Annotated in this window: 23 protein-coding genes; 13 read left to right on the top strand and 10 right to left on the bottom strand. The window is 71.1% G+C overall.

Translation table 11 applies throughout. From position 1 onward, the window contains the following. Positions 1 to 30: 30 nt before the first annotated feature. Together yaaA and OHT77_RS31380 are read left to right on the top strand one after the other, a co-directional pair. A complete protein-coding gene (yaaA, locus tag OHT77_RS31385) occupies positions 31 to 813 on the top strand; it encodes a peroxide stress protein YaaA (protein WP_328831772.1) in 783 nt (260 codons plus the stop codon). A gap of 88 nt (positions 814 to 901) precedes the next feature. Continuing rightward, positions 902 to 1,552, top strand: coding sequence for a bifunctional 4-hydroxy-2-oxoglutarate aldolase/2-dehydro-3-deoxy-phosphogluconate aldolase (locus OHT77_RS31380; protein ID WP_328831771.1), 651 nt, complete (start codon positions 902 to 904; stop codon positions 1,550 to 1,552). On the opposite strand, the gene OHT77_RS31375 is transcribed toward OHT77_RS31380, so the two are convergent. Genes OHT77_RS31375 through OHT77_RS31365 form a run of 3 tightly spaced genes read right to left on the bottom strand, consistent with a single transcriptional unit; the run spans position 1,544 to position 4,398 of the window. After that, positions 1,544 to 2,773, bottom strand: coding sequence for a bifunctional RNase H/acid phosphatase (locus OHT77_RS31375; protein WP_328831770.1), 1,230 nt, complete (start codon positions 2,771 to 2,773; stop codon positions 1,544 to 1,546). The genes OHT77_RS31380 and OHT77_RS31375 overlap by 9 nt on opposite strands. Before the next feature lie 12 nt (positions 2,774 to 2,785). Then, positions 2,786 to 3,529: a zinc ribbon domain-containing protein gene (locus OHT77_RS31370; RefSeq protein ID WP_328834403.1), complete on the bottom strand. Its 744-nt coding sequence runs from the start codon at positions 3,527 to 3,529 to the stop codon at positions 2,786 to 2,788. Continuing rightward, entirely contained in the window at positions 3,526 to 4,398 is an 873-nt protein-coding gene (locus OHT77_RS31365; protein WP_328831769.1) for a Nif3-like dinuclear metal center hexameric protein, read from the bottom strand. Before OHT77_RS31365 ends, OHT77_RS31370 begins: the two co-directional genes overlap by 4 nt. A 198-nt stretch (positions 4,399 to 4,596) precedes the next feature. Here OHT77_RS31365 and OHT77_RS31360 point away from each other — a divergent pair, with 198 nt between their 5' ends. Both OHT77_RS31360 and OHT77_RS31355 read left to right on the top strand, forming a co-directional pair. Continuing rightward, complete coding sequence (locus tag OHT77_RS31360; protein WP_328831768.1) at positions 4,597 to 5,868, top strand: hypothetical protein; 1,272 nt, start codon at positions 4,597 to 4,599, stop codon at positions 5,866 to 5,868. Positions 5,869 to 5,993: 125 nt separating this feature from the next. Next, positions 5,994 to 6,161 (top strand): hypothetical protein, encoded by a 168-nt coding sequence (locus OHT77_RS31355; RefSeq protein WP_266768132.1) that lies wholly within the window; start codon positions 5,994 to 5,996, stop codon positions 6,159 to 6,161. Between the two features lie 83 nt (positions 6,162 to 6,244). Here OHT77_RS31355 and OHT77_RS31350 read toward each other — a convergent pair whose 3' ends face one another. The 3 genes from OHT77_RS31350 to OHT77_RS31340 are packed head-to-tail and all read right to left on the bottom strand — an operon-like array spanning position 6,245 to position 9,213. After that, positions 6,245 to 7,192: a 3-oxoacyl-ACP reductase gene (locus tag OHT77_RS31350; RefSeq protein WP_328831767.1), complete on the bottom strand. Its 948-nt coding sequence runs from the start codon at positions 7,190 to 7,192 to the stop codon at positions 6,245 to 6,247. A 54-nt stretch (positions 7,193 to 7,246) separates the two neighbouring features. Further along, the gene (locus tag OHT77_RS31345) at positions 7,247 to 8,323 is read right to left on the bottom strand and encodes a Zn-dependent alcohol dehydrogenase (RefSeq protein ID WP_328831766.1); all 1,077 of its coding nucleotides are present in this window, start codon (positions 8,321 to 8,323) and stop codon (positions 7,247 to 7,249) included. A gap of 29 nt (positions 8,324 to 8,352) precedes the next feature. After that, a complete protein-coding gene (locus OHT77_RS31340; RefSeq protein ID WP_328831764.1) occupies positions 8,353 to 9,213 on the bottom strand; it encodes a MaoC/PaaZ C-terminal domain-containing protein in 861 nt (286 codons plus the stop codon). Positions 9,214 to 9,534: 321 nt separating this feature from the next. On the opposite strand from OHT77_RS31340, the gene OHT77_RS31335 reads away from it, so the two are divergent. The 3 genes from OHT77_RS31335 (at position 9,535) to OHT77_RS31325 (ending at position 12,627) form a co-directional block, all read left to right on the top strand. Next, on the top strand, positions 9,535 to 10,440 hold the full coding sequence (locus OHT77_RS31335; RefSeq protein WP_328834402.1) for an ABC transporter ATP-binding protein: 906 nt from the start codon (positions 9,535 to 9,537) through the stop codon (positions 10,438 to 10,440). Between the two features lie 136 nt (positions 10,441 to 10,576). Further along, positions 10,577 to 11,293 carry an ABC transporter permease gene (locus OHT77_RS31330; protein WP_328831763.1) on the top strand — a complete coding sequence of 239 codons (717 nt, stop codon included), beginning with the start codon at positions 10,577 to 10,579 and terminating at the stop codon, positions 11,291 to 11,293. A 17-nt stretch (positions 11,294 to 11,310) separates the two neighbouring features. Then, positions 11,311 to 12,627: a sensor histidine kinase gene (locus OHT77_RS31325; RefSeq protein WP_328831761.1), complete on the top strand. Its 1,317-nt coding sequence runs from the start codon at positions 11,311 to 11,313 to the stop codon at positions 12,625 to 12,627. Here the strand turns inward: OHT77_RS31325 and OHT77_RS31320 are convergent. Further along, positions 12,605 to 14,179, bottom strand: coding sequence for an alpha-L-arabinofuranosidase B (locus OHT77_RS31320; protein WP_443048165.1), 1,575 nt, complete (start codon positions 14,177 to 14,179; stop codon positions 12,605 to 12,607). The genes OHT77_RS31325 and OHT77_RS31320 overlap by 23 nt on opposite strands. A gap of 321 nt (positions 14,180 to 14,500) precedes the next feature. Here OHT77_RS31320 and OHT77_RS31315 point away from each other — a divergent pair, with 321 nt between their 5' ends. Further along, positions 14,501 to 15,133: a response regulator transcription factor gene (locus OHT77_RS31315; RefSeq protein ID WP_266776328.1), complete on the top strand. Its 633-nt coding sequence runs from the start codon at positions 14,501 to 14,503 to the stop codon at positions 15,131 to 15,133. 120 nt (positions 15,134 to 15,253) lie between these two features. On the opposite strand, the gene OHT77_RS31310 is transcribed toward OHT77_RS31315, so the two are convergent. Both OHT77_RS31310 and OHT77_RS31305 read right to left on the bottom strand, forming a co-directional pair. After that, positions 15,254 to 16,204, bottom strand: a complete 951-nt coding sequence (locus OHT77_RS31310; protein ID WP_328831759.1) for a GNAT family N-acetyltransferase — start codon at positions 16,202 to 16,204, stop codon at positions 15,254 to 15,256. A 295-nt stretch (positions 16,205 to 16,499) separates the two neighbouring features. Then, entirely contained in the window at positions 16,500 to 17,705 is a 1,206-nt protein-coding gene (locus OHT77_RS31305) for a lipid-transfer protein (RefSeq protein WP_328831758.1), read from the bottom strand. Positions 17,706 to 17,920: 215 nt separating this feature from the next. Here OHT77_RS31305 and OHT77_RS31300 point away from each other — a divergent pair, with 215 nt between their 5' ends. Both OHT77_RS31300 and OHT77_RS31295 read left to right on the top strand, forming a co-directional pair. Then, a complete protein-coding gene (locus tag OHT77_RS31300; RefSeq protein ID WP_328831757.1) occupies positions 17,921 to 19,654 on the top strand; it encodes an MFS transporter in 1,734 nt (577 codons plus the stop codon). Between the two features lie 117 nt (positions 19,655 to 19,771). Continuing rightward, positions 19,772 to 20,422: a class I SAM-dependent methyltransferase gene (locus OHT77_RS31295; RefSeq protein WP_328831756.1), complete on the top strand. Its 651-nt coding sequence runs from the start codon at positions 19,772 to 19,774 to the stop codon at positions 20,420 to 20,422. A gap of 2 nt (positions 20,423 to 20,424) precedes the next feature. Here the strand turns inward: OHT77_RS31295 and OHT77_RS31290 are convergent, their stop codons facing one another. Continuing rightward, the gene (locus tag OHT77_RS31290) at positions 20,425 to 21,399 is read right to left on the bottom strand and encodes an alpha/beta fold hydrolase (RefSeq protein WP_328831755.1); all 975 of its coding nucleotides are present in this window, start codon (positions 21,397 to 21,399) and stop codon (positions 20,425 to 20,427) included. 118 nt (positions 21,400 to 21,517) lie between these two features. Between OHT77_RS31290 and OHT77_RS31285 the strand changes: the two genes are divergently transcribed. From OHT77_RS31285 to OHT77_RS31275, 3 genes are all read left to right on the top strand, one after another. After that, entirely contained in the window at positions 21,518 to 22,435 is a 918-nt protein-coding gene (locus tag OHT77_RS31285) for an N-acetylmuramoyl-L-alanine amidase (protein WP_328831754.1), read from the top strand. 119 nt (positions 22,436 to 22,554) lie between these two features. After that, complete coding sequence (locus OHT77_RS31280; RefSeq protein ID WP_328831753.1) at positions 22,555 to 23,319, top strand: hypothetical protein; 765 nt, start codon at positions 22,555 to 22,557, stop codon at positions 23,317 to 23,319. Between the two features lie 116 nt (positions 23,320 to 23,435). Further along, entirely contained in the window at positions 23,436 to 24,440 is a 1,005-nt protein-coding gene (locus OHT77_RS31275) for an LLM class F420-dependent oxidoreductase (RefSeq protein ID WP_328831752.1), read from the top strand. Positions 24,441 to 24,454 lie beyond the last annotated feature (14 nt).

Here is a 24,454-nt window from a genome sequence, read left to right as displayed (position 1 = left end):
AGCCAGAAGTTCCCTAAGGAGAAACCCGCCGTGCTCGTCCTGCTGCCTCCTTCCGAAGGCAAGGCCTCCTCCGGCCGCGGTGCCCCCCTCAAGCCGGAGTCGCTGTCGCTGCCGGGACTCACCGGGGCCCGCGCGGCCGTACTCGACGAACTCGTCGACCTGTGCGCCGCCGACGAGGACAAGGCACGTGAGGTCCTCGGCCTCAGCGAGGGACTGCGCGGCGAGATCGCGAAGAACGTCGACCTGCGCACGGCCGGCGCGCGGCCCGCCGGGGAGATCTACACGGGCGTCCTCTACGACGCCCTCGACCTGGCCTCGCTGGACACCGCTGCGAAGAGGCGTGCCGCGCGCTCGCTGCTCGTGTTCTCCGGGCTGTGGGGCGCGGTGCGGGTGACGGACCGGATTCCGTCGTACCGCTGCTCGATGGGGGTACGGCTGCCCGGGCTCGGCGCGTTGGGCACGCACTGGCGGGCCCCGATGGCGGCGGTGCTGCCGGAGATCGCCGGGGACGGGCTGGTCCTCGACCTGCGGTCGGCGGCGTACGCGGCGGCGTGGAAGCCGAAGGGCGAGGTCGCGGGGCGGACGGCGACCGTACGGGTGCTGCACGCGCCGACGCGGAAGGTCGTCAGCCACTTCAACAAGGCGACGAAGGGGCGGATCGTACGGAGTCTGCTGACGTCGGCGGGAGCGCCGGGGACGCCTGCGGAGCTGGTGGAGGCGTTGCGGGACCTGGGGTACGTGGTGGAGGCGGAGGCACCCTCGCAGGCCGGGCGGGCCTGGGCGCTGGATGTGCTGGTGGACGAGATTCACTGAGCGGGGGGGTGCCTCGACACCGGGAGCGCGCGTTGCAGCATGCGCAATGGGCTTTGCGTGTGGTGCATCGGGTCGGCAGGATGAGGCCATGTCTTCCTCGTCTTCCCCGGCGTCGCCCTCCTTCTCCCTGCTCGGTCTCGCTCCCGTGCTGCCCGTCGTCGTCATCGAGGACGTCGCCGACGCGGTGCCGCTCGCGCGGGCGCTGGTGGCGGGCGGGTTGCCCGCCATCGAGGTGACCCTGCGGACGCCGGTCGCGCTGGACGCCCTGCGGGCCATCGCGGGTGAGGTGCCGGAGGCCGTGGTCGGGGCCGGGACCGTGGTGACTCCGGGGCAGGTGAAGGAGTGCGTGGCGGCGGGGGCGCGGTTCCTGGTGAGTCCCGGGTGGACCGAACTGCTGCTGGAGGCGATGCAGGGGTCCGGGGTGCCGTTCCTGCCGGGGGTGTCGACCACGTCCGAAGTCGTCGCGCTGTTGGAGCGCGGGGTGCGGGAGATGAAGTTCTTCCCGGCGCAGGCCGCGGGCGGTACGGCGTATCTCAGGTCGCTGGCCGGGCCGTTGCCGCAGGCGCGGTTCTGTCCCACCGGCGGGATAGGGGTCGACTCCGCGCCCGACTATCTGGCGTTGCCCAACGTCGGCTGTGTGGGCGGAAGTTGGATGATCCCCGCGGATGCGGTGGCCGCGCGGGACTGGGCGCGGGTCGAGGGGCTGGCCCGCGAGGCGGCCGCGCTGCGCTCAGCGTAGGTGGGACGTGTCGTTGAAGAGTCGTACGCTCGCGTTGCCGTCGGTGTAGTACGCCACCGCGGAGATCGAGGCGGCGGAGAGTTCCATGCGGAACAGGGACTCCGGCGGGGCGCCCAGGGCGAGTTGGACGAACGTCTTGATCGGGGTGACGTGGGTGACGAGGAGAACGGTGCGGCCCGCGTAGGCCGCCGTCAGCTTGTCCCGCGTGGCGGCGATTCGGGTTGCCGTGTCCGCGAAACTCTCGCCTCCGCCGGTGGGTCGGGCGGTGGGGTCGGCCAGCCAGGTGGTCAGGTCCTCGGGGTAACGCTCGCGTACCTCGCCGAAGGTGAGGCCTTCCCAGGCGCCGAAGTCCGTTTCGCGCAGGCCCTCTTCGATCGTCACGTCCAGGCCGAGGCGCTCCGCTACGGCCGCGGCGGTTTCCCTTGTGCGGGTGAGGGGGGAGGCGATGATGTGCTGGATCGTGCCACGGGCTGCCAGCGCGGTTGCGGCTCGCTGCGCCTGGTCTTTTCCTGCGGTGGAGAGGGAGGGGTTGGTGCCGCCGCTGCCTGAGAAGCGTTTCTGGGGGGTCAGGGGGGTTTCGCCGTGGCGGAGGAGGACGAAGGTTGCGGGGGCGCCCATGTCCGCGGGGGCCCAACCCGCGCTGGGGGTCGCCACGTTGCGGGCTGCGCGGGTGTCGGCTGTGGCTTTTGCGGTAGTCGTCACCGTTGCGGTCGGTGGGGGCTGGTCGCGCAGTTCCCCGCGCCCCTTAAATGCCTCGCCTGAGCCTGCACTCAGAAGTTCCGCTTTTGACTCCGACGCCGACCACTGTTCGCCGCGTTTGCCCGCGTCCATCGCCTCGTTGGCCAGGCGGTCCGCGTGTTTGTTCTTCTCTCGGGGGATCCACTCGTAGGTCACCCGGTCCGGGGGGAAGATCGTGGACGCCTCTGCTGCCAGGGGCTTCATGTCGGGGTGTTTGATCTTCCAGCGGCCCGACATCTGCTCCACGACCAGCTTGGAGTCCATGCGGACGTGGACGGACGCGGCGGGGTCCAGGGCGTGGGCCGTGCGGAGGCCGGCGACCAGGCCCCGGTACTCGGCGACGTTGTTCGTGGCGATGCCGATGTACTCGGCCGCCTCCGCCAGGGTCTCCCCCGTCGTCGCGTCGATGACCACGGAGCCGTAGCCCGCGGGACCCGGGTTGCCCCGGGAACCGCCGTCCGCCTCGACGATGAACTCCCGCACGGCGAACGCTCCTTACAGGCCGGACTCGGACGTGCGCACCAGGATGCGGCGGCAGTTCTCGCAGCGGACCACCGTATCGGGGGCCGCCGCGCGGATCTCGTTGATGTCGGTGATGGCCAGCTCCTGGCGGCAGCCCTGGCAGGTGCGCTGGTAGAGCTTGGCCGCGCCGATGCCGCCCTGCTGCTGGCGGAGCTTGTCGTAGAGCTTGAGGAGGTCCGCGGGGATCGTCGCCGAGACGACCTCGCGCTCCTTCTCGGCGGTGGCCTCCTCCGCGTCGAGGGTCTCGTAGGCGGCCTCGCGGCGGGCGGTCGCGTCGTCGATCTTGCCCTGCACGGAACCGACCCGCTCGGTCAGTTCGGCGGTGCGCTCCTGCGCGGACTCACGGCGCTCCATGACCTCCAGGACGATGTCCTCCAGGTCGCCCTGGCGCTTGGCGAGGGAGACGATCTCGCGCTGGAGGTTCTCCAGGTCCTTGGGCGAGGTGACGGCGCCGGAGTCGAGGCGCTGCTGGTCGCGGGTGGCGCGCTGGCGCACCTGGTCCACGTCCTGCTCGGCCTTGGTCTGCTCGCGGGCGCAGTCGCTCTCCTCGGTCTGCACGGCCACGAGCAGGTCGCGCAGCTGGGTGAGGTCCTTGGTCAGCGAGTCGATCTCGGCGTGCTCCGGCAGGGAGTTGCGCTTGTGCGCGAGCTGCGAGAGGCGTACGTCGAGGGCCTGGACGTCGAGAAGTCGGATCTGGTCGGCGGGCGCGGCGTTCAGTTGGGGGCTCCCATTGAGTCTGGTGTGGTGGCGGACGCCGCGTGGGCGGTCCAGGGGTCGGTGACCGTCTTGGAGACATGGACCCTGAGGTCCCATCCCTCGCGGTCGGAGATCTCGTCGAGCTGGGCGGCGGCCAGCTCGCACCAGGGCCACTCGGTGGCCCAGTGCGCCGCGTCGAGCAGCGCGAGAGGACTGTGGGCGCGGGCCTCCGACACCGGGTGGTGGCGGAGGTCCGCGGTGAGGAAGGCGTCTGCGCCTGCCGCTCGTACGTCGTCGAAGAGGCTGTCGCCGGAGCCGCCGCTGACCACGATCCGGCGGACCAGGGCGTCAGGGTCGCCGGCGACGCGGATGCCCTGCGCGGTCGCGGGCAGCCGCTCGGCGGCGCGGGCCGCGAGGTCGCGGACGGTCAGCGGGTGGTCCAGCTCGCAGATCCGGCCCAGGCCCCGGCGGCCCTCCGGATCGGTCGGGTCGGGTACGAGCGGTCCTACGACCCTGAGGTCCAGCGCGCCCGCGAGCGCGTCGGAGACTCCCGGGTCGGCGCGGTCGGCGTTGGTGTGGGCGACGTGCAGGGCGATGTCGTGCTTGATCAGGGTGTGCACCACGCGGCCCTTGAACGTGGAGGCCGCGACCGTGGTCGTACCGCGCAGATAGAGCGGGTGGTGGGTGACCAGCAGGTCGGCGCCCAGCTTCACCGCCTCGTCGACGATCTCCTGGACCGGGTCGACGGCGAACAGCACGCGTGTGACGTCCTGGTCCGGGTCGCCCACGACGGTGCCGACCGCGTCCCAGGACTCGGCCCGCTCGGCGGGCCACAGGTTCTCCAGCGCGGCAATGACTTCGGACAGGCGGGGTACGGACTGACGGGGCACGGGGAAAGGCTACCTGGCCGGGCTGGGCGGCTGAACCGCTGAAGCGGTCGTATGAGGGCCTACGCCACCGTTCAGCACACCCGCCCCGGTTTCCTCAGGCGAATCGTTACTTGGCCACCCTTATGGATGATGAGGCTGCTCATCGGTCCCACGCCCGTACGTGCGAAAACTAGTTTCGTCGCCGGAGGTGACCGAACCATGACGGCCTGTGCGATCGAGCCCACGGCGGCGGACGAGAACGGCGACGAGTGCGGGGACCCGCGGATCGATGGCACCCAGTGTGCGATCACCGCGGACGGGTCGTACGCCGCCCGTCTCGCCCCGGCCGGCGACTGTCTGTTCCCGGAGCGGTGGACGCTGGACGGCCCCGAGCCGTACGCCGTGCCGCTGCCCGGCAACCAGCCGGAGGAGCCCGGCACCGAGGTGCAGCCGATGGGCGACGGGCGGGTGCTCATCCGGCGGCTGGTCGACGGGCGGCACGCGTTCTCGCTGCTCTACCCGACCGGCCCGGGCACCGGTGAGCTGCCGCTCGGCGCGGTCGAGTGCCCGGACCCGGACACCCGGCTGCGGCTGCTGCCGCCGGCGCCGGGGGGCGAGAAGGCGTACGCCCTCGCCGTGGGCCGGCGCTCCACGGCGGTGTGGCTGGTGGCGGGCGGGGCGTTCGGGCCGGAGCATCTCGCGATGGTCCCGGGGCGCTGTTCGGGCGGGGTCTGGCTGGACCGGGCCGGGCGGATGCTGGCGCTGGACCGGGAGGTCGGGGGGCGGACCAAGGCGATCGTGGTCGACCTGGAGCGGGACGGGGAGGTGTCGCCGCTGCTGCAGATCGCCGCGGACAGCGACGACCGGCTGCTCGCGGCCGACCCCGACAGCGGGCTGCTGCTGATCGGCTCGGACGCGCCGGCACCCGGGCGGGGGGAACGGCTCGGGTGGGGGGTCGTCGGGTCCACGCTGCCGGTGCGGTTCCCGGAGTGCCTGCGGCTGCCGGACTGCACGGTGACGCCGTTCGCGATCCAGCCGGGGCAGGTGCTGATGCCGGAGAACTGCGGGGTGGCGCTGCGCGTCGACGGACCGGCCGGCACCTGGTTCGCCGTCTGGCGGCCCGCCGACCGGCAGCTGCTCCAACTCCCGGCGCCCGAGGGCTGGTTGACGGGCACCGGGCTGTGGACCGAGGACGGGGTGCTGCGACTGCCGTACACCACACGGGAGGTGCCGTGCGGGGTGGCGCGGTTCGCGGTGCCCAGGGGGGCGGGGGAGAACGGGGGCCCGGGGTCCGGGGGGATCCCCGGGGCACTGGGGGGAACGGGGGAAACACGCCCGGGGGATCCGGTCGGGGACGGGACGGGGGGTGCGCCTGGGGAGGCCGCACCCGCTCCGTCGCGGCCGTCACCGCCGGATCCTCCGGTGCCGGCGGCCCCGCGTCCGGTGCCGTTGCGGGAGGCACCGCTCAAAGGCCGGGTGGCGGTCGGGTAACGAAGTGGCGCGGCTCGGTAACGAAGTCGTTCCGGACGGCGATCCGCCTCGCGTCACCCCGGGAACGGCTGGATAAGATCGCCGGGCTGTATGAAGGATCATGTTTCTACGGGGTGAAGTATCCGATGAGCGACACGAACAGCGCGCAGACCATGTCTGCCGACACGCAGGAGGCCTCCGGCCACGGCAAGCACCGGGGTCCGGTCTCGGTCCAGGAGAGCGAGTCGGCCGCCCACGGCCGGCACCGCAAGCCGTCCGAGCAGGCCGAACAGTCCCGGTACGCGGCTGTCTGACGCCACGTCAGGCGCCATGCGCCGCTTCGCACGACCCGGCCCCGCCCGTCAACCGACGGGCGGGGCCGCCGCGTTCCCGTGTCCTACCGGTCGTGGTCCCGCTTGAGCCCGAGCACCTCCGCCGCCGCGAACGTCTCACCGTCCGGCCGCTCCGCGTAGTGCGGAGTGAGTACGGCGTCCAGCTCGTCGTAGCTGAAGAGGCCCTGCTTGCTGTCGAACTTGGCCTGGACGTGCGGGCGTTCGACGATCGCGACCATGCCGCCGTGGACGACGAGGAGCTGGCCGTTGATGCGGGCGGCGGCGGGTGAGGCCAAGTAGCCGACGAGCGGGGCGACATGCTCGGGCGCGAGCGGGTCGAGGCCGTCGCCGTCCTCCCCGAACCCGGCGAAGACGTCCTCGGTCATCCGGGTGCGGGCACGCGGGCAGATGGCGTTCGCGGTCACGCCGTACTTGGCCAGGGCGAGGGCGGTGGAGGTGGTGAGGCCGACGATCCCGCCTTTCGCCGCCGCGTAGTTGGGCTGTCCGGCCGAGCCCGCGAGGTAGGCCTCGGACGAGGTGTTCACGATCCGCCCGTACACCGGCGCGCCGCTCGCCTTGGACCGCTCGCGCCAGTGCCGGGCTGCGAAATGGGTCGTGTTGAAGTGGCCCTTGAGGTGGACCCGGATCACCGCGTCCCACTCGCCCTCGGTCATGGAGAAGACCATGCGGTCGCGCAGGATGCCCGCGTTGTTGACGAGGATGTCGAGCCTTCCGAACTCAGCCACCGCCAACTCGACCAGTTCCGAGGCCTGTTGGAAGTCGGCGACGTCCCCGGTGTGGGCGGTGGCCCGGCCGCCCGCATCCCGGATCTCGGCGGCGACCTCCTCGGCGGGACCGGCGGAGGCCGCCCCCGAGCCGTCCCGGCCCGGCTGCCCGTAGTCGTTGACGACGACGGCCGCGCCGAGCCGGCCGAGCTCCAGTGCCTCGGCCCGGCCGAGCCCGCGTCCGGCGCCGGTGACGATCGCGGAGAGGCCCTCAAGTGGCAGTGACATCAAGGTCCTTTCGGTGGAAGGGCGCCCTCGGATCCCGGTCTCGGATCCCGGGGCTCAGATCTCGATGCACGTGCGCAGGGCCGTCCCCTGGCGCATCTGGTCGAGGGCCTCGTTGATGTCGGCCAGCGGGACGCGGTGGGTGATCAGGCTCTCCAGGTCGACCCGGCCCGCGCGCCACAGGGCGATGGTGCGCTCGTAGGAACGCAGCACGTCTCCCCCGCCGTACATCGAGGGCAGGATGCGCTTCTCGTCGAAGAACAGCTCGAACATGCTGAGTTGGAGGTAGTCGTCGAGGGCGCCCGCGCCGACGACGACGAGCGTGCCGCCGCGGCGGGTGTTCTCGTAGGCGGTGCGGGCGGTGGCGGAGCGGCCGACGACCTCGAAGACGTAGTCGAACCCCTCGCCGCCGGTGACCTGTTGCTTGGCGTCGGGCAGCTCGTCCGGCGAAATGGCCCGCGTGGCACCGAACTTGAGCGCGGACTCGCGGCGCGAGGCGACCGGGTCGACGGCGACGATCTCGGCGGCACCCTTGAGCCGGGCGCCCTGGATCGCGGAGATGCCGACGCCCCCGCAGCCGATCACCGCGACCGACGAACCGGCCGCCACATCAGCGGTGTTGAGGGCGGCGCCGAGTCCGGTGGTGACGCCGCAGCCGATGAGGGCGGCGATGTCGAAGGGCACGTCGTCGGGGATGGGGACGGCGCAGCCCGCGTCGACGACGACCTCCTCGGCGAAGGTGCCGGTGCCCGCGAAGCCGAACACGTCGCCGCCGGGGCGCTTGAAGTTGGGGGTGCCCGCGTTCATGAACCCGGCCAGGCACAGCTGGGTCTGGCCGCGCTTGCACGCCGGACACGCGCCGCAGGCGGGCAGCCAGCAGACGACGACCCGGTCACCTGCCTTCAAGTGGCTTACGCCGTCGCCGACTTCGAGGATCTCGCCGGCGCCCTCGTGCCCGGGTACGAAGGGGGCGGGCTGTGGCAGTACGCCCGCCATCGCGGACAGGTCCGAGTGGCACAGCCCCGTGGCGCGCACCCGGATCCTGACCCTGCCCGGTCCGAACCCCGTCGACTCGATGTCGTCGAGGACTTCCAGCTTGTCCTGGCCTATCTCGTGCAGTACGGCTGCGCGCATGGTGCGGCTCCCCTCAAGTCCGGCCTGGTTCAGGAGTGTTCGACGATCGTGTCGGCGAGTACGGGAGCGTCGTCCCGCTCCACCGCGCTCACCGCGACCCGCACGTCGGCCTCGCCCTGCCGCCACATGCGGATCCGCAGCGTCTCGCCGGGGAACACCACTCCGGCGAACCGTGTGTCGTAGGAGCGCACCCGGGTCACGTCGCCGTCGAGCAGGGTGTCGACGACGGCCTTGAGCGTCATGCCGTAGGTGCACAGGCCGTGCAGGATGGGCCGGTCGAAGCCGGCGAGCTTGGCGAACTCGGGGTCGGCGTGCAGGGGGTTCCAGTCGCCGGAGAGGCGGTAGAGGAGGGCCTGGTCCTCGCGGACGGCTCGCTCGACCACCTTGTGGGGCTCGCCCGTCGGGGGTTCGAGGCGGGCTGAGGGGCCGCGGTCGCCGCCCCAGCCGCCCTCTCCCCGTACGAAGATCTGCGCGTCGTTGGTCCACAACGGGCCGTCGGCGTCGGCGACTTCGGTGCGCATGACGAGGACGGCCGCCTTGCCCTTGTCGTACACGGCGGCGATGCGGCCGGTGCTGGTCGCGGTGCCCTGGGCCGGGATCGGGCGGTGCAGGCGCAGGGACTGGCCGCCGTGCAGGACGCGGGCGAGGTCGACCTCGACGCCGGGCATGGACAGGCCGCTGATGACGCCGGGCGAGCCATTGCCCGCGACGGTGGCGAAGCTCGGCAGGACGTGCAGCCGGGACTCCAGGGTGTAACGCAGCTCGTCGGGGTCGGTGGCGGGGATGCCCGCGCCGAGGCCGAGGTGGTAGAGCTGCACGTCCTTGGTGTTCCAGGAGATCTCTCCCGAGCGGGGTTCGGCGGCGAGTGCCTTGGCGGCGTCGATCGGCATGGGGCTCCTGTCCAGTGGTGGCGGAAGACCTCGGTGCGGCCGTCCGCACCGTCGGCCGCACCGAGGTCGTCACGGGCCGACCTAGAACGCGTTCCAGTCCGGCGCCCTTCTGTATAGCCGAGCGCCCCGTACTTGTGAAGGCTCCTGACGGTGCGTCAGGTGGGTGTCGGCGTCGTCGCCCGGGACATTTGTCATGCCCGAGTCCGTACATGCGCATCTGCCGGGCGAGGGGGCCTGATCCGTAGCGTCGTAGCCATGACACAGACAGGTGGGGCAGGGGTCAGGACGGCGGGCGGGACGGCGGACCGGACCGGGTGTGCCGTGTCCTTCACGGGGGCGGTCAAGACCTTCGGCGCGGTGCGGGCCGTGGACGGGGTGGACCTGGAGATCGGGCGCGGCGAGACGGTCGCGCTGCTGGGCCGCAACGGCGCGGGCAAGTCGACGACGATCTCGCTGCTGCTCGGGCTGAACGCGCCCGACGCCGGCACGGTCGAACTCTTCGGCTCCGCCCCGGAGTCGGCCGTAAGGAAAGGCCTGGTCGGGGCGATGCTCCAGGAGGCGCGGGCGGTGCCCCGGGTCACCGTGGGCGAGCTGGTCGGCTTCGTCGCGCGGCGCTACCCGGCGCCGATGCCGGTGGCGCAGGCGCTGGAGCTGGCCGGGATCGGCGACCTGGCGGGGCGGCGGGTGGACCGGCTGTCGGGCGGCCAGACACAGCGGGTGCGGTTCGCCGTGGCGCTGGCCGGGAACCCGTCGCTGATCGTGCTCGACGAGCCGACCGCGGCGCTGGACGTGGAGGCGCGGCACGCGTTCTGGCAGTCGATGCGGGCGTATGCCCGGCGCGGGCACACCGTGCTGTTCTCCACGCACTACCTGGAGGAGGCGGACGCGCACGCCGACCGGATCGTCGTCATCGACCGCGGCCGGATCGTCGCGGACGGCACCGGCGAGCAGCTCAAGCGGGCGGCCGGCGGCAGCCTCGTCTCCTTCGACCTGGCCGGCCGCGCCACCGACGACCTGGCCCTGCTGCCCGGCGTACGGTCCCTCGAAGTGCGCGGCGACCGCGCGCTGCTGCGCACCGACGACTCGGACGCGACCGTGATCGCCCTCGCCGCCCGCGACGCGATCCGCGGCCTGGAGGTCAGCCCGGCCTCCCTCGACGACGCGTTCCTCACCCTGACGTCCCACGAACTCGAACCCGAGCCCGAACCCGAACTGGAGACCGTGTGATGTGCGGTCGCCCACGGCTCACAGGCAGCCGGACCGCACACGGGCTCGGCCCGGTGACCGGCCGCGCGGCCGCCCTTGCGGCCCCTTCCTCCCCGAAGTGCACCTTCCCCACCTCCCCCGAGACGGAGACCGTCCGATGATCGACTACCTGCGCCTCGAAGTACGCCGGACCCTGCGCGACGTCGGCTTCGTCATCGGCGGGATCGCGATGCCCGTGATGATGTACCTGCTGTTCACGAACCTCAGCGGCGACGACAGCGGCTACAAGGCCACGGCGATGGTCGGCATGGCCGCCTACGGCGCCGTCGGCTCCGCCCTCAACACCGGCGGCGGGGTCGCCGAGGACCGGGCGATCGGCTGGCTGCGGCAGCTGCGGGTGACCCCGATGACCCCGCGGCAGGTCGTCGTCGGCCGGGCGCTGACCGGTTCGGTGACCGTGCTGCCCGCGATCGTCGCGGTGCTCGCGGCGGGCGGTCTGGTGAACGGCGTACGGCTGGACGCCTGGCAGTGGGCGGCCATCGCGCTGCTGCTGTGGCTCGGCTCGATCCCCTTCACCCTGCTCGGCCTCGGCAACGGCTACGGACTCACCTCCCAGACCACCGGCGTCGCGAACATGGCCTGCACGATGGGGCTCGCGGTGGTCGGCGGCCTGTGGTTCCCGATCAGCCTGTTCCCCGGCTGGCTGCGCTCGATCTCCCACTACACCCCGACCAACCGCTTCGCCGAGATCGGCACCTCCGTCGCCGACGGGCACGCCCCGGCACTCGGCGCGATCGCGGTACTGACGGCTTGGCTGCTCGCGTTCGGTTCGTACGCTGTTCTGGCGTACCGCCGGACGGGGCGGACCGTGTGACCGGGGGAGCGAGAGAGATGCACTGGACGCGAGGGATCACCTGCCAGCTACGCGCCTGGCGGGCGGCGCGGGCCGACTGGAAGACCGACATGGAGCGGTACAAGGCCGCCGAGAAGGAGGCCCGCAGGACCGGCGGGAAGATGCCCGACCAGCCCGGTCCGCCGCCCACCGGCTTCGCGCTGCTGCCGTGGCTGCTGATGGGAATGGGCTCCTTCTCCAACCTCCTCCAGGGCAAGACCGCCAACCCCTGGATCGGCGCCCTGGGCCTGTTCCTCTTCAACTCCCTCTACATCTACGTCGTCTTCCGCGCCTTCGTGAAGGACAAGCGCGAGGCGGTCTCGACCCGCGTGGCGCTCGGCGTGATGTGCGTGATCACCTGCGGTCTCGCCGTGGGCTACGGCGGCAGCTGGCTGTACTTCTTCCCGCTGCTCGGCCTCGCCACCGGCGCCGTGCTGCGCGGCCCGTGGCTCGGCAAGACCGGCATCGCACTGGCCGTGCTGGCGGGTGTCGTCTCCGGTGTCCGGGCGGGCACGGACGCCATCAACATCGCGTACGGCACGTTCCTGTCCACGATGGTGACCGCGGCGATCCTCTCCCTCTCCGAGGCCGTGCGCGAACTGCGCGCCGCCCGCGAGGAGTTGGCCCGCCGGGCGGTCGAGAAGGAACGGATGCGGTTCTCCCGCGACCTGCACGACCTGCTCGGGCACACCCTGTCGGTGATCGTGGTGAAGTCGGAGGCGGCCCGGCGGCTCGCACCCCGGGACATGGACGCCGCACTCGGCCAGATCACCGACATCGAGGCCGTCGGCCGGCAGGCGCTCACCGAGATCCGCGAGGCGGTCACCGGCTACCGCGAGGGCAGTCTCGCCACCGAACTCGACCGCGCCCGCTCGGCCCTGACCGCCGCCGACATCGACCCGGTGGTCCGCCAGTCGGGGCCGCCGCTGACCCCGCAGAACGAGGCCCTGCTCGGCTGGGTGGTCCGCGAGGCGGTCACCAACGCCGTACGGCACAGCGGGGCGACGCGCTGCGAGATCACCGTCGACGGCATCCTGGACCGGGTCCGGCTGACGGTCGCGGACGACGGACCCGGCACCGGGGACTCCCCGGCGACCGCCCCCACCGAGGGCATCGGCGGAACCGGCTTGAAGGGCTTGACCGAACGCCTCGCGACGGCGGGCGGCTCCTTGCGGGCCGGCCCGTCGCCGCGCGGCGGCTTCACGGTCACCGCCGAACTCCCGGTGGAGGCAACGGAGTTGACGTCGCCCTTCGTGACCACGACGGCAGCTGCGGCTGGAGCATCGGCCCTCGCTACGGCGCCCAGGGAGCCGTGACGGCCCAACTCACGTCGTCCGTCCACGAGGTGGCGCTGTCGAAGGCATTCGAGCCGCCGTCGCTCGCGATGTAGACGTTGTAGTTGTAGTGCCGGAGATATCTGGTCGGGTAGTTGTACGACGCGAACGAGGTGCCCGTGCCGCTCTTCCCGGTCGAGGCGCAGAACGTGGCGTCCTGTCTGAACTGGGCGGTGCCGACCATGGGTTGGCGGTAGAGCTGGTAGTTGTAGTGGCGCAGGAAGTCACCGGGATAGTTCCGCGACTCGAACGAGTAGCAGGAGCTGTTGGCGAGGCCCCGGCGGACGATCCAGGTGGCGTCGCCCTTGTCGAGCGCCGCGCTGCTCGACGTGATCGCCGAGAGGACCGCCGCGTTGTTCTGGTGGCGGATGTAGTCGGCGGTGCAGCACGAGGTGGTCGCCCGCAGCGAGATCTCCGAACCGGCCGCGAGCGTCCCGGTGGTGCCGGTCGAGCCGCCGTAGCCGACGGACACGATGTTCGCCTGTACGGAGTTGTCGGCCGCGTCGGTCGGGATGCCGGCGGTCATGACGCCCTCGAAGAACGAGCCGATGGAGCCGTTGCTGTTGTCCCCGCCGGTGCCGAGGACGATCGCGCCCTCCTGGTGCATGGGCGAGTAACCGCTCGTGGTGGGTTCGCCCCCGGAATAGCTGGTCGTGAGACTCCCCGACTGCGCGTTTCCGTATTTCAGCGCGAAATGGTCCTGACCGTTGTTTTTCAGCAAAGCGGTGACGAACGGTATCGCTCCGGTGCCGGTGTTCGCGGTGTTCTTGCTGTACCCGGAGTCCGACTGGAACAGCCCGTTCTCCAGGTCGGCCTGCACCCAGGGGCCGCCGCCGTAGCAGGGCGAGAACCAGCACTCCGTACCGAAGTTGATCGCGTCCATGTGGCCGTTGCCGGTGTCCTTGTTGTTCGTCTCCGCGTTGCCGTAGTCGAAGCAGCAGCTGCCGTTGACGTGCGTGCCCGAGGTCACCATGTACATCCCCTCGGCGGCGCCGTTCGTGGCCACGCCCGAGGTCGAGTTGTCGCGGTAGCCCATACCGGCCGAGATCTCCAGGCCGTAGACCTGATGCCCGCCGACCGTCACCGGCAGCGCGTCGGCGGGCGCCCCGACATCGGCCGCGCCGGCCCCGCCCGCACCCTCGACCGTGAGGTCGTTGTGGCGCGCGGACTGGTCGTAGATCTTCGTGATGATGCACGTCGTACCCGAACAGAACGAGTCCTGCGCCGCCGCGTTGGCATACCCCCCGGCCGTCAGCAGGCCGATGTTCGCGGTGGCGCCGTCGGAGGCCCGCTGCACCTGGTAGAGCGAGCCGTTGTACGACGAGTAGAGCGCCCGGACGAGACTGTGCGCGGCGACGCAGGGGGTGCCGGCGGTGGCGTAGATGTCGCACGGCAGCGACCCGGCGGCCGACGCCTGCGGCACGCCGACGGCCAGCGCGAGGACGGTGACGAGCGCGGACAGGGCGGCGAGGGTGACGTTTCTCAGCCGGCGCGGCCGGGTGCGGAGGAATCGCGGTAACACGGTGCACCTCATTCTGTTGTGGGTGGGCGGTGCGGGTGGGTGGTACGGGCAGGTGGTGCGGGTGGGTGATGCGGGCAGGCCGTCAGGGACGGTTGGTCGAAATACCAGACGCTGTTCGATCGAAATACCGAACCCATTCGCGATCGAAATGTCGAACTGCCGAAAGATTGTCGAAAGGTTTCCGGAAACGGCTCGGTACGGGAATTCCAGGGGTGATTGCGGAATGCCGAGGCGATTGTTTGCCCGCGGCCGGGGACCGTCAAGACTCACGGACGCGAACAATGAAGAGTTTTTGACAACCGCCCTGGGCCTTAGTCTTGCCCCGTGGATGAGATGCCCCGGGACCACCGGCCCGCCAAGTCCGTCAGAGTGCTGCTCGCCGAGGACCAGGGCATGATGCGCGGCGCGCTCGCCCTGCTGCTCGGGATGGAGGCGGATCTCGAGGTCGTCGCGCAGGTCGGACGGGGTGACACGATCGTCGACGCCGCCCTGACCCACCGCCCCGACGTCGCCCTCCTCGACATCGAACTCCCCGGCATGAGCGGCCTCGACGCCGCCGCCGAACTCCGCGAACAGGCCCCGGACTGCCGGGTGTTGATCCTCACGACGTTCGGCCGCCCCGGTTATCTGCGCCGGGCGATGGAGGCGGGCGCGGCGGGCTTCCTGGTGAAGGACGGCCCCGTGGAGGACCTGGCCGCCGCGATCCGCCGCGTCCTGACCGGCGAGACGGTCATCGACCCGGCGCTGGCCGCCGCCGCACTGAGCGCCGGCCCGAACCCGCTCACCGCCCGCGAGTGCGACGTCCTCAAGGCCTCGGTGGACGGCGCGACGGTCTCCGACATCGCGACGCAACTCCACCTGTCCGAGTCGACGGTCCGCAACTACCTCTCGTCAGCGATCGGCAAGACAGGCACCCGCAACCGCATGGAGGCCATGCGAGAGGCCCGCCAACAGGGCTGGCTGTAGGCCCCCTCTTCTGGCGGTCAGCCCGAAGTAACCACCGGGGGCGAGGACTTGGTCCACCAGGGCGAGGTGGCTGATCTGCCGATGCGGAGGCAGGTGAGCCACAGACCCGGACGGCCACCCTCAGCCCGCACCCCCGGACTTGATGAGCGGCGCGTCCCGTGACAGCTCTCGGAAGCCGAGGCCGTAGTACAGAGCGCGGGCCTTGGGGTGGCCCGGGGCGCCCAGGCAGGCGACTGTTGCCTGGGTGGCGCCGGATGCTCGGGCCTGGTTCATTCCATGGAGGAGCATCGACCTTGTCAGGCCCAGGCGTCGGTATGCCGGGTGCGCGCCGACCGGTTCGAACTCGACGGTGTTGTTCGCCTCGTCGAGCCACATGATGGTCGAGGCCGCCATCGTGCCGTCCGGGGCCTCCACCAGGAAGTGCAGGTCGGCTCGGTAGCCCGGGGTTCCGCGGACGCCCTCGTAGTTCTCGGCCGTGTAGGCCGAGGGGGCCCAGGCGTCCAAGTGGGCCTGGACCGCGGCCTCCGGGCCGGCCTCGGCGGCGGTACGGAAGCGGAAGCCTTCCGGCAGTACCGCGGGCTCCACGTCGGTGAGGTCCCGTTCGTTGAGCTGGGTCCAGAAACCCATGTCCCCGAGCGAGGCCGGGTCGGGCTCGTAACCGTGTGCCGCCCAGCGGGTCAGGGCGAACTCGTCGGCGGCATTCGCAACCACCGTGTGGTCGATGCCCGGCGCGGTGGCGTCGTACCAGTCGATCACCTCGTCGATCAGTTCGGCGTGGTCGGGGTGAACCTGGTAGGTGACGCAGGCGTCGGTGAGGTCCTTCACCGAACCGTCGTTCCGCCGCACCTGCCGCGGAAGCCGGGCCCAGCCCCAAGCCACCAACTCCCCACCCGCGAACCACAGCCGACACGGCCTCCCCTTGCCGTCGCCCTGCCCCTTGCCCCAGGTCCACGCCAGCTCGCCGAACGTCGCATCGGCGTTCACCAGCACGGGACGGGTCGCGGTGACGCGCTGCGCCAGCCCCTGCATGAGCCGCAACTCCGCGGCGGTCACCAACTCGACGTTCGTCATAGTGCGCCACCGTGCCAGAGCGCCACGCGGGCAGCGAACCGTTTTCCGGGGCTCCGCCTTGCGCGGTTATCGCTACGTCGTTGGCGGGGGGGGGGAGGTCAGGTCGGGCAGCGCCGCGCCCATCGACCGGCGAGCAGCATCCCTGCAGACGCTCGCACCCTCAACTGCCCGCCACAGGATCGCGCCGACCGACCAACCGCCACCCGCACACCACACGCAGCGCAGCTCCCCTTACTCCTCCGTAACCACCCTCACCGAATCAAACGACGCCCCCGCCGCCCCCACCCGCCAACCGCTATCCGCCTCGCACCGCCCGCAACATCGTCACCACAGCCGCCCCGCCCAACCCGATGTTGTGCGCAAGCCCCACCTCGGCCCCGGGCACCTGCCGCTCCTCCGCCGTCCCCCTCAACTGCCACACCAGCTCGGCGACTTGAGCGATTCCGGTGGCCCCCAGCGGATGCCCCTTGGAGATCAGCCCGCCGGACGGGTTCACGACCCACCGCCCGCCGTACGTCGTCGCCCCGGACTCGACGAGCTTCCCGGACTCCCCCGGCGCGCACATGCCGAGCGCCTCGTACGTCAGCAGCTCGTTGACCGAGAAGCAGTCGTGGAGTTCCACGACGTCCACGTCCTCGATGCCGAGCCCTGACCGTTCGTAGACCTGGCGGGCGGCGGCCCGGGACATCGGCTGCCCGACGACGTCGATGCAGGAACCGGCCGCGAAGGACTCCTCCGTGTCGGTGGTCATCGCCTGGGCAACGATCTCGACAAGCGAAGCCGCCCCCAACCCCCGCTCCTCCGCGAACCGCTCCGACACCACGACCGCCGCAGCCGCCCCGTCCGACGTCGGCGAGCACTGCAGCTTCGTCAGCGGCCGATGCACCACCCGTGCCGCCAGGATGTCGTCGACGTCGTACACGTCACGGAACTGGGCGTACGGATTGTGCGCGGAGTGCCGGTGGTTCTTCGCGGCGACGGCAGCGAGCTGCGCCTCCGTCGTGCCGTACTTCTCCATGTGCTCGCGGGCCGCGTCGCCGAAGATCTGGGCGGTGGGCGGGGTCATCTCGAAGCCGTGGCGGGCGGCCATGACGCCGTAGTGCCGGGCGACGGGGGACGTGGCGAAGTCGCCGCCCTCCGCTCCGCCGCCGCCGAGCGAGCCCCTCTTCATCTTCTCGAAGCCCAGCGCGAGGACGCAGTCGGCGGCCCCGCCCTCCACCAGCTGCCGGGCCAGCATCAGCGCGGTCGAGCCGGTGGCGCAGTTGTTGTTGACGTTGTAGACGGGGATGCCGGTGAGACCTAGCTCATACGCGGCGCGCTGGCCGGCGGTGGAGGGCTGGAAGCAGTAGCCGACAGGAACCTGTTCTACGTCGTCGTAGGAGATCCCGGCGTCCGCGAGGGCGGCGGTCCCGGCCTCCCGGACCATGTCCCAGTACTGCCACTCCCGGGTCTCCGGCTTCTCGAACCTGGTCATCCCGACGCCTGCGACATAGGCCTTCATGGCGGGCGAGATTAGAACACGTTCCAGTGGATGGCCAGACCTGATGTCACGTCAGATATTCATGGGACGGTCAAGGATTCGTTAGTACGCCGAAGCATCGGAATAGTTGCCCGTGCATACGAGGTTTACCGTGCACTTATCCCGCACGGATCAGTCCACCTCGTACGGATCCACCCCGCACGGATCACCCCCTTACGGCCTGGAGGCCCCACTCCATGACGCACACGTCGACCGACCAGCCCGCACGGAGGCCGTCCGGCGCCGTCGTGCCGGTGCTCGCCTTCGCGGGCATCGTTGTCGCGGTGATGCAGACCCTGCTCGTCCCGGTCATCAAGGACCTGCCGCAGCTGCTGGGCACCGAGCCCAGCAACGCCACCTGGGTCCTGACCTCGACTCTCCTCTCCGGAGCCGTCGCCACGCCGATCATGGGCCGCCTCGGCGACCTCTACGGCAAGCGCCGGATGCTGATCACCAGCCTGGCCGTGATGGTCGTAGGAGCTCTGGTCAGCGCCCTCACCAGCGATCTGCTCACGATGATCGCCGGCCGTACGCTGCAGGGCTTCGCGATGGGCGCGATACCCCTCGGCATCGGCCTGATGCGCGACATGCTGCCCCGCGAGAAGCTCGGCTCGGCGATGGCGCTGATGAGTTCCTCGATCGGCGTCGGCGGTGGCCTCGCGCTGCCCGCCGCGGCCCTGGTCGCGCAGCACGCCGACTGGCACGCCCTCTTCTACGGCGCCGCCGGCCTCGGTGTTCTCGCGATCGGCCTCACCCTCCTCGTCGTACCGGAGTCCCCGATGCGCGCCGAGGGCACCTTCGACGTGCTCGGCGCGATCGGTCTCTCCGTGGGCCTGGTCCTCTTCCTCCTGCCGATCACCAAGGGCAGCGACTGGGGCTGGACCTCCGGCACCACGCTCGGGCTGTTCGCCGCGGCCGTCGTCGTCCTGCTGCTGTGGGGCGTGATGGAGCTGCGTCTGAAGGCCCCGCTGGTCGACCTGCGCACCACCGCCCGCCCGGCGGTCCTGTTCACCAACCTCGCCTCGATCATGGTCGGTGTCTCCTTCTACGTCGTCTCCCTCGTCCTGCCCCAGCTCCTCCAGCTGCCGAAGTCCACGGGCTACGGTCTCGGGCAGTCGATGGTCAGCGCCGGTCTGCTGGTGGCGCCGCTCGGTCTGACGATGATGTTCACGGCCCCCGTCTACGCCCGCCTTTCGGCGAAGTACGGGCCGAAGGTCACCCTGATCCTCGGCATGCTGATCATCGGTATCGGCTACGGCGCGGGGCTCGGCCTCATGAGTGCGGCCTGGCAGTCGCTGGTCATCGCCGTCGTGCTCGGTGCGGGCATCGGGCTCGCGTACTCCTCGTTGCCCGCGTTGATCGTGGGTGCGGTGCCCGCCTCCGAGACCGGTGCGGCCAACGGACTCAACACCCTGATGCGGTCCATCGGTACGTCCGTCTCCAGCGCGGTGATCGGGATGGTGCTGGCGAACACCGCGAACCATGTGGGCGGGGTCGCCATCCCGACGATGCACGGGTTCCACGTGTCGTTCCTGATCGCCACGGGTGCGGTTGCCGTCGGTCTGCTGATGGCGCTGTTCCTGCCGAAGCCGAACCGGGCGCCGCAGTTGAACTTCAGCAGTGAGGAAGAGGCGAACCTCGAGCGGGCCGAGGAGGTCCTTCGGGGGTTCCGGGGACGGGTGCTGAGTGCGGACGGGGTTCCTGTCGCTCGGGCCAAGGTCACGTTGATCGATCGGCGGGGGCGGCAGGCGGGGGCCACGTTGTCCTCCGAGGACGGGAGTTACGTTCTCGCTGTGCCGTCTCAGGGGGCGTATGTGCTGGCGGCGCGGGCTTCGGGGCACGGTCCGCTGGCCTCGTCCGCGACGCACGCGGGGGACTCCGTCGCGGTTGACCTGGATCTGTCGTTGCCCGGCGAGACCGTCAGCGCGTAGTCGGTAGTTCGTTGTCTGCAGGTGCGCGGGGGGCTGGTCGCGCAGTTCCCCGCGCCCCTGAAGGGACGTAGCCTGGCCTGCGCCCACCAGCTCGCCCCGTACCGAAGGGACCGTCCCATGTCACCGGCACCCAAGCCCGAGATCCTCGCCGCGTTCGAGGCGGCCAAGGGATTCATGCCGGTCGACGAGGGGCTCGCCCTGCACGCCGCCGCCGTGGAAGCCGGACGCCTCGGTCTCCCCCTCCTCGAAGTCGGGACGTACTGCGGTCGTTCAACGATCCTCCTCGCCGACGCCGCCCGTGAGGCCGGTGTCACCGCGATCACCCTCGATCATCACCGGGGCAGTGAGGAGCAGCAGCCGGGGTGGGAGTACCACGATCCGGAGACCGTGGACCCGGAGATCGGGTTGATGGACACGTTGCCGACGTTCCGGCGGACCCTGCACAAGGCGGGGCTGGAGGAGCACGTGGTCGCTCTCGTCGGGCGGTCGCCGCAGGTGTCGCGGATCTGGGGCACCCCCCTCGCCCTCGTCTTCATCGACGGCGGGCACACCGACGAGCACGCGAACGGGGACTACGAGGGCTGGGCGCCCCATGTCGCCGAGGGCGGGCTGCTGGTCATCCATGACGTGTTCCCCGACCCGGAGGACGAGTTCACCGGGCAGGCGCCGTACCGGGTGTATCTGCGGGCACTGGAGTCCGGCGCGTTCACGGAGGTGTCGGTGAGCGGCTCGCTGCGGGTCCTACGGCGTACCGGCAGCGGTTTCTGAGGTCAACTGGGCAGCCCGGCCAGCCAGTTGGTCAGGTGCTGGTTGACCTCCGCCGGGCGTTCCTGCTGGATCCAGTGGCCGCAGCCCTCCAGGATGTGCGAGCCGCGCAGACCGGGCAGGGTCGTGGGATACGCGGCGATCGCGTCGGACAGCCAGGTGGTGGAGGCGTCCAGGGAGCCGCCGAGGAACAGGGACGGCTGGGTGATGGGCGCGCCGTCGTAGGCCGCCAGGTCCTCCCAGTCGCGGTCCATATTGCGGTAGCGGTTGAGGGCGGTGGTCAGGCCCGTGCGCTCGAACTCGCCCGCGTAGACGTCGAGTTCGTCCGCGCCCAGCCACGCCGGTGTCTTCGCCGGGAAGCGGTCGCGGAGGGTGCCGTCGCCGTCCCTGATCACGAAGTGCGGGTCGGGGGCGCCGGGTGCGGGCATCGTGTCGGCGGAGAAGGCGGCGTAGAAACCCGCAAGCCAGCCCCGTACGTCCGGTTCGATCTCCGTCTCCGCCCGGCCCGGCTCCTGGAAGTAGGAGACGTAGAACTCCTCGTCCCCGCCCATCCCCGCGAAGATCTCGCTGGGGCGCGGGCCGCCGCGCGGGGCGTAGGGGACGCTGAGCAGTCCTACGGCGTGGAAGACGTCCGGGCGCAGGAGGGCGGAGTGGGCGGCGATGCCCGCGCCCCAGTCGTGGCCGACGATCGCCGCGGACCGCTCGCCCAGGGCCTGTACGACCGCCACGGCGTCCTCCACCAGGTCGAGCATGCGGTACGCCGACACGTCGTCCGGCTTCGACGAGCGGCCGTAGCCGCGCACGTCGACGGCGACCGCGCGGTAGCCGGCCGCGGCGAGGGCGGGCAGCTGGTGGCGCCATGAGTACCAGGACTCCGGGAAGCCGTGCACCAGCAGGACCAGGGGGCCGGTGCCCTGTTCGGCGAGGTGGATGCGGCCGGCGGGGGCGGGCACGAGCCGGTGTGTGACGTCCTTGACCATGGTCTTGAGTCCTCCTGGACGGGGGCTGGTCCCTCGATCGTCGGTCGTCGGCGGGGACGCGCGCGACTCCTGTTGCCGGTTCGGCAAACCCGCCCGGCGAGGCGGCTAGGGTGGCTGCGTGTCGTACGTAGGTCCGGACTTCGATCCCCCACAGCCCCGCCGTCCCCGCCGGGGGCCCCTGACCGTGGCGCTGGCCGCGCTGGTCCCGGGGGCCCTGATCGGATGGTTCGTGTACGAGGCCGTCGGCGCCCCGGGCGACAGCTCGGGCAGCGCGGCGGGCAGCACGTCCTCCGCGTCGGCCGGTGCGCCCCTCTCCCCGTCGGGCACCGCGTCCAACGACGACAAGCCGCCGGGGCCGAGTTCCCTCAAGGGCAAGGTCGTCGTCATCGACCCGGGGCACAACGCCACCAACTTCCAGCACACCGCCGAGATCAACCGCAAGGTGAACATCGGCACGAACTGGAAGGAGTGCGACACCACCGGGACGTCGACCAACGCGGGTTACGCGGAAGCCCAGTTCACGATGGACGTCTCGCACCGGCTGAAGGCGCTGCTCGAACGGCAGGGCGTCACGGTGAAGTTGACGCACGACGGCGACTCCCCCGCCTGGGGGCCGTGCGTGGACCAGCGGGCCCGGATCGGGAACGACGCGCACGCGGACGCCGCGATCTCCATCCACGCGGACGGCGCACCGGTCGGCGACCGCGGCTTCCATGTGATCCTGCCGGGCTCCGTGCACGCGGGCTCCGCCGACACCCGCGCCATCGTCGCCCCCTCCGCCACGCTCGGCCGGGGCATCGCGGGCGACTACCGTCGCGCGACGGGCGAACCGTTCTCCAATTACATCGGCGAAGGCACCGGTCTCGTCACGCGTAAGGACCTGGGCGGTCTCAATCTGTCAACGGTTCCCAAGGTGTTCATCGAGTGCGGCAACATGCGCGATAGCAAGGATGCCGCACTACTGACGAACAGCGCCTGGCGACAGAAGGCGGCGCAGGGAATCTCTGAGGGAATCGTGAGTTTCCTGCGCGGGTAACGATCAGTGGGCTGATCCGGGCGGACACCCAGACAGGGTGGACGATAGGGTCTACCGACGACGAGACGACCTACGAAGGACCTGAAGTGAATATCCGCTCCCTCACACGAGGCGACGGCGTGGTGATCGGAGCAGCGGTATTGCTCTTCATCGCGTCGTTTCTCAGCTTCTACACAGCCACCGGTTACAGCGACGCTCCGACCGCCTGGGACTATCTCGGCGACGGTCTGGGCCTCTACATCGGTGGGGTCATCGGCGCTGCCCTGATCGTCGTCAACCGCCTGCTGCCGCAGCCGCGCAAGATCGCGGGTCTCGAACTGGGCCAGGCGGGCGTCGCGTTCTCGGTCCTGGTGGTCTGGGCCCTGTTCTGGACCCTGGTGGATGTCCCGGACGGCCTCAGCGCGGGTGCCGGTCTCATCCTCGGCTTCATCGCCTCCCTCGTCCTGGCCGGCGGCGCCATCGCCACCCCGCTGCTCCCGCCGCTCCAGGCCGCTCTCGTCCCGGCCCCCAAGCCGGCCGCCCCGCAGCCCTATGGCGCCCAGCCGCCCGGTGGTTACGGCTACCCCGGCGCCGGTCCCGCCGGTCCGGGTGCGCCGCAGTCCTCGTACGGCACTCCGCCGCAGCAGGCGCAGGCCGCGCAGCCGTTCGGGCAGCCGCAGCCGGCCCCCGCACCGGCTCCGGCCGGGGACTTCTCGCCGTTCTGGTTCGCCGTGCCGGTGGCCCGGCCGCTGTTCGCGGAGGACGGATCGCCGTCGCCGATCGCCGAACTCGCGCCGGGCACCTGGTACTTGGCCGTCGAGCAGCGCGGTCCGGCCCTTGTCGCGCAGACGCAGGACGGCCGTCGTGGCGTCCTTCAGGACACCTCGGGGATCCAGCGCGGCTGAGCCCCGCACCGTCTCCCACGGCCCCTCGCCCTTCCGGGCGGGGGGCCGTTGTCGTACAGTCGCAGCCGTCGATCTGTCGACTGACGCACCGTCAGATCAGTTGCTCTGGAGGCGATATGCGGCTCGGTCTCGCACTCGGGTACTGGGGGCGCGGGCCCTCCGCCGACCATCTGCCGCTGGCGCTGGAGGCCGAGCGGCTCGGGTACGACTCCGTGTGGACGGCCGAGTCGTGGGGGTCCGACGCCTTCACTCCCCTGACCTGGATCGCGGCGCAGACCACAACGATCAAGCTGGGTACGGCCGTTGCGCAGATGGCGGCCCGGTCGCCGACCACCACCGCGATGCACGCGCTCACGCTCGACCATCTCTCCGGCGGACGCGTGCTGCTCGGGCTCGGGCTGTCGGGGCCGCAGGTGGTGGAGGGGTGGTACGGGCGGCCGTTCCCCAAGTCGCCGCTGACCGCGACCCGGGAGTACGTCGAGGTCGTACGGCAGGTGTTGCGGCGGGAGGCGCCGGTCGAGATGGACGGGCGGTTCCACGCGCACCCGTATCGCGGCGCGGACGGCACGGGGCTCGGCAAGGCCCTCAAGTCCATCACGCACCCGCTCCGTTCGGACCTGCCGGTGCTGCTCGGCGCGGAGGGGCCGAAGAACGTGGCGCAGACGGCGGCGATCGCGGACGGGTGGCTGCCGCTGTACTGGTCGCCGAGCCGCCCCGAGGTCTACGGCACGACCACCTTCCGGGACGACTTCGTCGTCGCGCCCATGGCACAGGTGAAGGTCTGCGACGACGTCGCCGAAGGCCTGCTGCCCGTGAAGATGATGCTCGGCTTCTACATCGGCGGGATGGGGCACGCGGCCCGGAACTTCCACGCCGACCTGATGGCACGCATGGGGTACGAGCAAGAGGCCCGGCGGATACAGGAGTTGTTCCTCGCCGGGCGTCGTGAAGAGGCCGTGCTCGCCGTGCCGGACGCGTTCGCCGACGAGATCTCGCTCGTCGGCCCGCGTGAACGCATCGCGGAACGGCTGGAGTTGTGGCGCAAGGGCCCGGTGACGGATCTCCTGGCCCTTGCGCCCGACCCGCACACGCTACGGGTACTGGCCGAGCTGAACTCCTAGGAGCAGCTCAACTC

It is taken from the genome of Streptomyces sp. NBC_00252 (genome assembly GCF_036187565.1).
Taxonomy (GTDB): domain Bacteria; phylum Actinomycetota; class Actinomycetes; order Streptomycetales; family Streptomycetaceae; genus Streptomyces.
Note: the sequence above shows the minus strand (reverse complement) of the source record. Positions and strands in the feature narration are given on the sequence as shown.

Coding starts and splice junctions, on each gene's coding strand:
- OHT77_RS31325 (WP_328831761.1), top strand. CDS start 11,311: ATGCACTGGACGCGAGGGATCACCTGCCAGCTACGCGCCTGGCGGGCG.
- OHT77_RS31305 (WP_328831758.1), bottom strand. CDS start 17,705: ATGAAGGCCTATGTCGCAGGCGTCGGGATGACCAGGTTCGAGAAGCCG.
- OHT77_RS31315 (WP_266776328.1), top strand. CDS start 14,501: ATGCCCCGGGACCACCGGCCCGCCAAGTCCGTCAGAGTGCTGCTCGCC.
- OHT77_RS31310 (WP_328831759.1), bottom strand. CDS start 16,204: ATGACGAACGTCGAGTTGGTGACCGCCGCGGAGTTGCGGCTCATGCAG.
- OHT77_RS31320 (WP_443048165.1), bottom strand. CDS start 14,179: ATGAGGTGCACCGTGTTACCGCGATTCCTCCGCACCCGGCCGCGCCGG.
- OHT77_RS31350 (WP_328831767.1), bottom strand. CDS start 7,192: ATGTCACTGCCACTTGAGGGCCTCTCCGCGATCGTCACCGGCGCCGGA.
- OHT77_RS31290 (WP_328831755.1), bottom strand. CDS start 21,399: ATGGTCAAGGACGTCACACACCGGCTCGTGCCCGCCCCCGCCGGCCGC.
- OHT77_RS31380 (WP_328831771.1), top strand. CDS start 902: ATGTCTTCCTCGTCTTCCCCGGCGTCGCCCTCCTTCTCCCTGCTCGGT.
- OHT77_RS31295 (WP_328831756.1), top strand. CDS start 19,772: ATGTCACCGGCACCCAAGCCCGAGATCCTCGCCGCGTTCGAGGCGGCC.
- OHT77_RS31360 (WP_328831768.1), top strand. CDS start 4,597: ATGACGGCCTGTGCGATCGAGCCCACGGCGGCGGACGAGAACGGCGAC.
- OHT77_RS31345 (WP_328831766.1), bottom strand. CDS start 8,323: ATGCGCGCAGCCGTACTGCACGAGATAGGCCAGGACAAGCTGGAAGTC.
- OHT77_RS31275 (WP_328831752.1), top strand. CDS start 23,436: ATGCGGCTCGGTCTCGCACTCGGGTACTGGGGGCGCGGGCCCTCCGCC.
- OHT77_RS31340 (WP_328831764.1), bottom strand. CDS start 9,213: ATGCCGATCGACGCCGCCAAGGCACTCGCCGCCGAACCCCGCTCGGGA.
- OHT77_RS31300 (WP_328831757.1), top strand. CDS start 17,921: ATGACGCACACGTCGACCGACCAGCCCGCACGGAGGCCGTCCGGCGCC.
- OHT77_RS31330 (WP_328831763.1), top strand. CDS start 10,577: ATGATCGACTACCTGCGCCTCGAAGTACGCCGGACCCTGCGCGACGTC.
- OHT77_RS31355 (WP_266768132.1), top strand. CDS start 5,994: ATGAGCGACACGAACAGCGCGCAGACCATGTCTGCCGACACGCAGGAG.